10 protein-coding genes are annotated in these 8,900 nt (G+C 71.7%); 2 read left to right on the top strand and 8 right to left on the bottom strand.

All coding sequences use genetic code 11. The features are described from left to right. From ACWDX9_RS55030 to ACWDX9_RS55065, 8 genes are all read right to left on the bottom strand, one after another. Positions 1–430 (bottom strand): LacI family DNA-binding transcriptional regulator (locus tag ACWDX9_RS55030; protein WP_449970518.1); only part of this gene is annotated, 430 nt, incomplete at its 3' end. Further along, positions 427–1,410, bottom strand: coding sequence for a LacI family DNA-binding transcriptional regulator (locus tag ACWDX9_RS55035; RefSeq protein WP_449970521.1), 984 nt, complete (start codon positions 1,408–1,410; stop codon positions 427–429). The genes ACWDX9_RS55030 and ACWDX9_RS55035, both read right to left, overlap by 4 nt. Before the next feature lie 29 nt (positions 1,411–1,439). Further along, positions 1,440–2,609, bottom strand: a complete 1,170-nt coding sequence (locus ACWDX9_RS55040) for a cellulose-binding domain-containing protein (RefSeq protein WP_449970524.1) — start codon at positions 2,607–2,609, stop codon at positions 1,440–1,442. Positions 2,610–2,767: 158 nt separating this feature from the next. Then, positions 2,768–3,619, bottom strand: a complete 852-nt coding sequence (locus tag ACWDX9_RS55045; RefSeq protein WP_449970527.1) for an SGNH/GDSL hydrolase family protein — start codon at positions 3,617–3,619, stop codon at positions 2,768–2,770. Positions 3,620–4,145: 526 nt separating this feature from the next. Then, on the bottom strand, positions 4,146–4,928 hold the full coding sequence (locus ACWDX9_RS55050; RefSeq protein WP_449970530.1) for a MerR family transcriptional regulator: 783 nt from the start codon (positions 4,926–4,928) through the stop codon (positions 4,146–4,148). Between the two features lie 123 nt (positions 4,929–5,051). After that, positions 5,052–6,593, bottom strand: coding sequence for a serine hydrolase domain-containing protein (locus tag ACWDX9_RS55055; protein WP_449970533.1), 1,542 nt, complete (start codon positions 6,591–6,593; stop codon positions 5,052–5,054). A gap of 104 nt (positions 6,594–6,697) precedes the next feature. After that, on the bottom strand, positions 6,698–6,913 hold the full coding sequence (locus ACWDX9_RS55060) for an alpha/beta fold hydrolase (protein WP_449970545.1): 216 nt from the start codon (positions 6,911–6,913) through the stop codon (positions 6,698–6,700). Positions 6,914–6,961: 48 nt separating this feature from the next. Beyond that, positions 6,962–7,093, bottom strand: coding sequence for an alpha/beta fold hydrolase (locus ACWDX9_RS55065; RefSeq protein ID WP_449970536.1), 132 nt, complete (start codon positions 7,091–7,093; stop codon positions 6,962–6,964). Between the two features lie 186 nt (positions 7,094–7,279). Here ACWDX9_RS55065 and ACWDX9_RS55070 point away from each other — a divergent pair, with 186 nt between their 5' ends. Together ACWDX9_RS55070 and ACWDX9_RS55075 are read left to right on the top strand one after the other, a co-directional pair. After that, the gene (locus tag ACWDX9_RS55070; protein ID WP_449970539.1) at positions 7,280–7,528 is read left to right on the top strand and encodes a helix-turn-helix domain-containing protein; all 249 of its coding nucleotides are present in this window, start codon (positions 7,280–7,282) and stop codon (positions 7,526–7,528) included. Positions 7,529–7,792: 264 nt separating this feature from the next. Continuing rightward, on the top strand, positions 7,793–8,900 hold a 1,108-nt coding region (locus ACWDX9_RS55075; RefSeq protein WP_449970542.1), incomplete at its 3' end, for an AAA family ATPase.

Consider the following 8,900-nt stretch of genomic DNA (forward strand, 5'->3'; position numbering starts at 1 on the left):
GGCGCCGCGGCGCCGCGCCGGCGAGCAGCTCGTCCGACAGGTGGTGCGGGCAGATGATGACGCCGTCGACGTCGGCGGTCGTCACGCCGAGCACCGCGTCGCGCTCGCGCTCCCCGCCGTTGGCGATCCGCAGCGTGCTGGTGAACCCGCACTCGGCCAGGGCGAGGATGAGCCGCTCGGCGTTCTCCGCGAAGTACGGCTGGTAGAGGTTCGGCACGACGACGGCGATCCGGCCGGTCCGGCCGGAGGCGAGCCCGCGCCCGGCCTGGCTCGTGGCGTGTCCCGCCTCGTAGCCGACCTCCTCGACCGCGGCCTGGACCTTGGCCCGCGTGGCGGCCGAGACATGCGGGCGGCCGAGCAGGACGTTGGACACGGTCTTCGCCGAGACCCCGGCCCGCACGGCGACATCCGCCAGCGTCGGGCGCTTCACCGCGGGTCCCGGCCGAGCGTGGACTCACGCCGGATCAGCTCGACCGGCGAGACGACCGCGCGCGGCTGTCGCGGCGCCGTGCCGGCGAGGCGATCGGCGAGCAGCTCCAGCGCGCTGCGCGCCAGCCGGGCCGGCCCCGGGTCGATCGTGGTGAGCGACGGCGTCGAGAACCGCCCGTCCTCCAGGTTGCCGTAGCCGGCGACCGCCACCCGTCCCGGGACGTCCACCCCGTGCTTGACGAGCGCCGCGAGGGCCCCGAGCGCCACCTCGTCGTTGACGCACAGCAGCACGTCGACGTCCGGGTGCCGCTCCAGCACCTGTACGGCGGCCCGCGCTCCCGCGCGCCGATCGGCCACCTCGCCGAGATCCGCGCACGGCACGGGCACCGGGCCGGATCGGTCGAGACAGGCGCGCAGCTCATCCTGATGCGCGCCGAGCAGCGCCGGGCGGGACCGGCCCATGACGGCGAGGTGGCGGGCCATCAGGGCCGCGGCCTCTGCCACGTCCTCCTGAACGCGATCCACCTCGGCCGCGCCGCCCTGCACGACCACCACCGGGCGGTCGTCCAGCCCGTCGCCGACCGGCCCGACCGGCCCGATCAGCACCACGCCGTCGAACGTCTTCCCCCGGGCGGCGAGCACCGCCGCCACCCGGGCCGGATCGCCGTGCGTCGGCTCGACCGCCGCGAGCATCCCCCAGCGATCGGCCTCGGTGACCAGGGCTTCGACGAGACCCGCGAGATACGGGCGGCGCAGCTCGGTGACGGCGATGCCGACCACCCCGACCTGCCCGGTCCTGAGCGTCCTGGCGGCCCGGTTGGGGACCCAGCCGAGCTCGTCGATCGCCGCATGCACCCGGCTCACCTTCTCCGGACGGATGTGCGGCTCGCCGTTCACCACACGTGACACGGTCTTGATCGAGACGCCCGCCCGATCGGCCACCTCCCGCATCGTCACGCGCATGCGAACAGCGTAGGTCACGGTAGGACTTCTCAGCATTCGGTTTGTGATCAGCAGGCCAGGGGCGCCGAGCCGAGCGCCACGTCGTCGTACCAGAGGGTGTCCTGGTCGCTGCCGTAGCTCTCCCAGCCCAGCCGCAGCGTGGCCGGGCGCGGCGCGGTGGCGCGGCGCAGCCACTGGGAGTCGATGTCCTGCGTCGGGGTGCCGTCCACGCGCAGGCCGGCGACCTCCTGGTTGTCCAGGTACGTACGCATCGACTGCTTGGTGGTGTCGATCTCGTAGCGCAGGCAGACCCAGCGGTTGACGGGAAGCGCGGTGCTGAGCGCGACGCCCGCCGGGCTCTGCTCGGGCAGGGTGGCGTCGTCGGACTCGCGGTTCCACTGCAGGGCGCCGTTCTGGCCGCCGATGCGCAGGTCGCGGTTGCCGTCATTGGCGTCGGGCATGGTGATCATGCTGACGTGCGTCGCGGGCAGGGCGGTCGTGTGCCTGACCCACATCCTCGCGTAGACCACCGGGCCGACGCGGGAGACGTCGCGGGTGGTGCCGACGAAGAGGTGGTTGCAGTAGCCGCCGCCCCCGTTGACCCGCAGGGACTTGCCGCCGCTGTGCGTGATCGCGGTGTCGATCACGGCCGTGCCGGTGCCGGCGCAGTTGGGGGTGACGACCTGCCAGTCGCCTGAGGGGCTGCCCGCCTGGTCCTCGAACCCGGAGCAGACCGTCGCCCCCGAGCAGCCGGGCGGCACCGTTGGGGTGACCGTGGGGGTGACCGTGGGCGTGACGGTGGGGGTCTGGCTCGGGGTCGTGGTGCCGTTGCAGGCCACGTCGTTGAGCGTGAAGTCGGTGGGCACGGGGTTGGCCGCCGACCAGGTGGCCTGCAGGCCGAACTCGGCGCTGCCGCCCGTGGCCAGCGCGCCGTTCCACGCGACGTTGGCCGCCGTCACGACCCGGCCGCTCTGCTCCACCTGCGCGTTCCACGCGCTCGTCACCCGCTGGTCCCCGGCGTACGTCCACCGCAGCCGCCACCCGCTGAGCGCCGTACCCAGGTTCGTCACCTTCACCTGCGCGGTGAAGCCGCCCTGCCAGGAGTTCACGGTGTAGTCCACTTTGCACCCGGTGTCCGCGGAAGCGGGGGCGGTCACGGCGGCGATGCCGCCGATCGCCACGGCGACGCAGGCGACGACTGCCCAGAGCCGGGCAGACAGCGTGTGGGGACCGGACATGACATCGCTCGCCTTCGGGGTCCGTATGGGAGCGCTCCCAAACCGTCTCTTGAAGACGATGGTTCGCGGGATCACGCCGAAGTGTCAACCCCGCGCCTGCTCCCTACACGCCTGACCAGGGAGCTCACCACTGAACCTTTCATCCCGGCCGCACGGGATCAGCCCGCGGCGAGGGCGGACAGGATGGAGTCGGCGATGACCCGATGGCCGGCGGCGTTGGGGTGGTCGCCGTCGGCGGCCAGCAGCGGGGTGTCGTCCCGGGAGCCGTCCCCCTTGAACGGGCCGTAGACGTCGACGTAACGCGCACCCTTCGCCGCGGCCGCACCGGCGAGGGTCCGGTTCACCATGCGCGTGAGGGCGTCGCTGTTCGACACGTACGCCGTCCCCTTGGCCCGGGCGCTGTCGCCGTCCAGGAACACGTTCCAGTAGCCGGTCACGACGATCCGGCTGCGCGGGCGGGTCTGCAGCGCGCGAACCTTGCCGAGGATGCCGTCCACGTTGGCGCGCAGCCGCGCGAGGTCGTTCTTGTAGCAGGCCAGGCCCGCGCGGGGAGCGCAGTCGTCGTCCTCGAGCGCGTCGCTGTCGAAATCGTTGGCGCCGATGGTGATGATCACCAGGTCGGCTTTCACGATGGCGCCCGCCGCCGACCCGCCGTCCATCTGGTCGAGCAACCCCTGCGAGGTGAGCCCCCCGGTGGCCAGGTTGTCGACGGCGACGCCGGTGCCTTGCCTGGCCGCCAGGGCCTTCCTGATCAGCGAGACGAAGGTGTCGCAGTCGCACGCGGAGCCCGCCGGCACCGAATCGCCCAGCCCCACGATGGAGGTCACCGCCGGTCCGGGGTGCGGAGTGGCGACCGTCTCACCGGCTCGCGCATCTCTCGCCACCCTCGCGACCGGGACGGTCTCAAGCGCGACGCTCCAGGCCACGGCGAGGACCGCGACCACCGCGACCCCTCTGAACCGCCGGGTCATGCCGGTGTCGCGGCGGCCCGCTCCGTGACGCCCGCGCATGACGCCCACCCACCGCACGCGATCGCCCCCCTGCCTTACCGCCTCAGCCCCGCGTCACCGTACCGGCCGCCTGCGGCTGTGTGAGCGAGATGCATCAGCTTACGCTGGACACTCCACGCATATCCCCCACTTCGCCGTTGCCGTGCGCGCCCGCAAGGTGACCGGCATCGAGCCCGGATCGCCCCTCGGCGTACGGATGCTCAGCACGGCGGTGGCACCGCGGTGGCACGGCTGGAGGCTCGGTGAACCGAGTGGCGGGAGGCCCATGTCACGGCCGGGTGTGATCCTGAGCGGCTCCGTGCGGGCCGCGTGATCGAGGCCGGCGCCCGGCACGACATGGCCGCCGTACTGCTGGACGAACCGGTCGCGGCAACCATGCCCGTTCTACGCCGGGGATCCCTGTCGAGCCTGACCGGCGGTGGTGGCGAGCGGCATGCCCGCGATCATGGTTGCTCGGCGAGTGCGGCGTCGGGCAGCGGGCGGTGGCGGAGGAGTGTCTCCACGGCGACGAGGGAGCACGGCGCGGTCAGTGGGTGTCTGGTCTGGGGATATGGATGCCGGCGGCGCGGAGCTTGGCCTCGACGAGCGAGACCCCCCGGGCCGCGGCCGATCCCTGCTCTTCGCCGTGGAGGGCGATCAGCTTGTACCGGGTCGCGGCCTCGGTGCGGGCTTGCAGACCGGTCACGATCTTCAGATGTGCGGGGTTGGCGAGGAAGTGGTCGGCCATGGCGGTGGCGAGCTCGGCGAGGCGCGGGTCGTCCGGTTCCCAGGCCGTGGCTTCGGCGCCGCGCTTGATCAAGGCGACGAACCGGGTGTCTTCGAGGGCGTTCTCCACATGCGTGAGGTAGTCGTCGAAGCCCTCGGGGACCAGGGCCCTGGCCAGCACCCAGCCCTCCCTGGTGGCCGCCACCTCGTCCGCGGGGAAGCCGAGGCCGGACAGTCGCTCCAGTAGCACCACGGCGCGGTCGGGCAGCAGGGCCCGATCCCCGTCGGCGAGCCGGCGCAGCGTGTCACGCCGTGCGATCAACTCCTCGATCCGTTCGTCAAGCTGCCGCTCGACGTCGGCGAGCGCGGCGGTGAACAGCGCGGGGTCGGCGTCGAGCATCGGCCCGATCTCGGCCAGTGGCACCCCGGCGCCGGCCAGCGTCCGGACCTGCACCAGTCGCAACAGGTCGGCCGATCCGTACCGCCGGTAGCCGGAGCTGTCGCGTTCCGGCTCCTTCACCAGGCCAAGCTTGTGGTAGTGCCGCACCGTCTTCACCGTGATGCCGACGAATGCCGCCGCCTGCCCGATCGTGACTCCGTTCATCTGCGCAATCCTGCCTTGTGCTCGAGCTCGGCGACCGGGCGGACCACGGCCGAGCATGTGGACGGGCCACGCCGAGCTCGTCGAGCTCGGCGTGGCCCCTTGAGGCGTATGGGTCACAGGTGCTCAGCCCTGTCGGCCGAACACCTCGTTGAGGAGCCTCTGCTGGGCCTTCTGGAACGCTGCTGCGATGGACAAGCCGGCGTCGTCCACGCAGTTCAGCGCGGCCGTCAGGGTCTTGCTGCCGTCGGGGGTGCTGTACATCAGCGCCGCGTGGCCCACGGCGGCGCCGTTGTGGGAGATGAGCGTGCCGCCGCCGTCCGTGGTCACCACGAACACTCCCAGGCCGTAGTCCATGTTCGGGATGCCCGTCGGGTGCGGGGTGCACATCTCGGCCAGCAGCGGGGCCGGCAGGAGCTTGCCGCCCAGCAGCGCGGAGATGAACGTGTGCAGGTCCTGGGTGGTCGAGATCATGTCACCGCCGGTGGAGATCCAGGAGGGGTTCTGGCGGGTGATGTCGATCGTCTGCTGCTCGCCGGCGTCCTCGTACCGGTAATAGGCGTGCGCGTGCGGCGCGGGGATCTCCGGCGAGGCGTCCGGCACCACGGTGCCCGACAGCCCGAGCGGCCCCAGGATCAGCCGCCGCATCTCCTCGGCCAGCGAGCGGCCGGTGACCTTCTCGATCAGCAGCCTGGCCAGCACGTAGTTGGTGTTGGAATAGCTCCAGCCCGTGCCCGGCTCGAACCGCGCCGGCTTGGACAGCGCCAGACGTACCAGTTCCTCCGGCCGGTAGGTCTTGAGCCGGTTGTCCACCCACTCCTTGCCCGTGGCGCCGTAGGGGATGGGGATCCCCGGCACGACCGTCCCGTCGTCGTAGACCTCGCCGCTGAAGTTGAACACCCCGCTGGTGTGCTGCAACAGCATCCGCACCGTGATCCGCTCGTCCAGCCCGAACCCGGGCAGATAGTCCGCCGCCGGGACGTCCAGCCCGACCTTGCCCTCGGCCACCAGTTGCAGCACCAGGGTGGCGGTGAAGGTCTTGGTGTTGCTGCCGATCCGGACGTGTCCGTTGATCGGTGGCTCGGCGGTCCCGCCCAGCTCGGCCGCCCCTGCGCTGCCGGCCCATTCACCCCGCTCATCGTGCACGCGCAGCGACACCCCCACGAAACCGGCATCGACGATCTCCTCGATCGCCTTCCGCAGCTCCGGGCGATCCTGCCCGGCCGCAGCTTCCGGTACGGCCCCGCTGTCCGCGGTGGCCACCCTGGCAGCGTCGAGGGCTTCGGTGATCTTGCGGGCCATCTCGGCCGTGGCAGGGCTCGGCCGGCCCTGGTGCGCCTGGGCGGTTTCGACCGCGATGAGAACGGTACTGCGGAAGTTGCCGGCCTCGGCCGGATCCTGCTTCTTCAGCAGGTTCATGGCCGCGGTCAGGGCCGGCAGCACACGGTCGGCGATCTCGGCCACGGACTTGCCCACCAGGTCCTCGCCCTTGGGGTACTCGGCGAGCACGTGCCCGACCAGGCCGGTGGCCGAGCCCAGCGCGATGCTGCCGTTGGCGGCGATCTTGTGGGGCTTACCGGCGGCACCGGCGGCGGCCATCAGCGACACGGCGCCGTACGCGGCAATCCGCAGGGTGCTCTTGTCCTGGTCGGAAAGGGTGATCGTCATGGTGGTTCGTCCTTTGAATCTCTTATGTCGATGTCGGCGTCGTGCCGCTGCGCCGAGCTTCCACCCTGACCCAAGGTCAACCTCAACCGTGATCCAGCTCACACCTACTTTGGGGCGTTGAGACAGCTGCGGATGACGGCGGCCACGGCGCCGGGCTGCGAGGCGGCGATCGCGTGCGAGGCCCCGGCGATCTCGCGGGTGCCGCGGGAGCCGGCGCGTTCGGCCATGAAGCGCAGCGCTGCGGCCGGGATGTTGAGGTCGCGCTCGCAGTGGACGAACCAGGACGGTTTGGTACGCCAACCCGGCTCGCTCGTTACCAGCCCGTCGGTGAGCGCCCGTCTCGGTCACCGGCCGCTGGGTCGCGGCGATCAGCGCGGCTCGGAGGCGAACGCGGCCACGTGGACCAGGGCCCGCACGGCCGGGTTGCCGGCCGCCGCCTCCGTGATCACCATGCCGCCGTAGGAGTGGCCGACCAGCACGATGACGGGCTGCTCGCTCATGACTGGACCTTTCCGGTGTTCAGTACGTCGCGGCTTGTGACAGCCCCCGAGAAGTCCCTGATCGATGTCCGGATTTTGGTGGGCCTACCAGTCATCGCCGGCGGCCACGCTAGGGAGGTCACGGATGCGAACGCGGCACGGACAGGTGGACCCTGTTCCAGCAGAAGAGAAGGGGGCTGACAGGCGATGGCCGATCTGGACTATGGCTGGCGTCTTCGCGAGGTCATGGCGGAGCGCGGCATGTCCTCCACCGTGGAGCTGCGTCCCCTGCTGGCCGCTCGCGGTGTCGATCTGTCGCCGAGCCAGGTGTACCGGCTCGTGGTCGGCAAGCCGGAACGGCTCAGCCTCCGCACGCTGATGGCGTTGCTGGACATCCTCGGCTGCACGATGGACGACCTGATCCGGCCGCTGCCCGCCCGCCGTGCCGGGAAGTGACCGCTCCTTCCCGCGATAGCGCCTGACGAAGTCCGCACCCTCCCCGCCGAACATGCCGTTCGCCGCATCCACGCTCGCCGCCGCACGGCGCCATCCAGCCGGTTCGTTGATCAGGCTGTCTGGATGAGATATTGCATTAGATGAAAGTCGGTCCCGGTATCGCCGGTGATGCGTGGTGCGGAAGATATGGCGGGGATGTCGGATAAGGCTGATCTTGGGGGTGGGTGGTCCGCGGCAGGCGGAACCCCGCGGCCGGGGTGGCTGGTGGGCCGAGAGGCGGAGTGCGCGACGCTCGACCGGCTGCTCGCGGACGTCCGCGGCGGCGAGAGCCGGGTGCTGGTGCTGCGCGGCGAGGCCGGAGTCGGCAAGTCGGCGCTGCTGGACCACCTGATCGCGAAGTCCGCCGGGTGCCGGGTCGTGGCCGCGACAGGGGTCCAGTCGGAGATGGAGCTGCCCTTCGCGGCCGTCCACCAGCTGTGCGTGCCGATGCTGGACCTCCTCGACACCCTGCCCGAACCCCAGCGTGACGCGCTCGGGACCGCCTTCGGGATGCGCGCCGGACCCGCTCCCGACCAGTTCCTCATCAGCCTCGCCGTACTCAATCTCCTGGCCCAGGCCGCCGACGAGCGTCCGCTCGTGTGCGTGATCGACGACGCCCAGTGGCTCGACCGCGCTTCGGCGCAGGTCCTCACCTTCGTGGCCCGCCGCCTGATGGCCGAGAGCGTGGCCTGCGTCTTCGCCGTCCGTGACTCCGGCGAGACCGGCGTGCTGCCGGGCCTGCCCGTGATGGAGGTCGGCGGACTGCGGGACTCCAAGGCGCGGACCCTCATCAGCCGGGTGGTCCCAGGGCCGCTGGACGAGGAGGTGCGCGACCGGATCCTGTTCGAGTCGCGGGGGAACCCGCTGGCCCTGCTCGAACTGCCCCGCGCCGCGTCCGCGGGCGGATTCGTGGCGGCGGCGAGCGGGCAGTCGCTGGCGGGCCGCCTCGAGGACGGCTTCCAGCGCCGGCTGAACGGCCTGCCGGCCGACAGCCGGATGATGCTGCTGCTGGCCGCCGCCGAACCCCTCGGCGATCCGGCTCTGCTGTGGCGCGCCGCCGACGTGCTCGGCGTCGACACCACCGCGGTCGACGAGGCCGACGAACTGATCGACTTCAGCGACCGGGTACGTTTCCGGCATCCGCTCGTCCGTTCGGCGGTCTACAACGCGGCCGTCCCGAGGGAGCGCCGGCAGGCCCACCGAGCGCTGGCGGAGGCGACCGACGCCGCCACCGACCCGGACCGGCGGGCCTGGCACCGCGCGCAGAGCGCCGCCCACCCCGACGAGAGCATCGCCGCCGAGCTCGAACGCTCGGCCGGGCGCGCCCAGGCTC

Source organism: Nonomuraea sp. NPDC003201, from assembly GCF_053590415.1.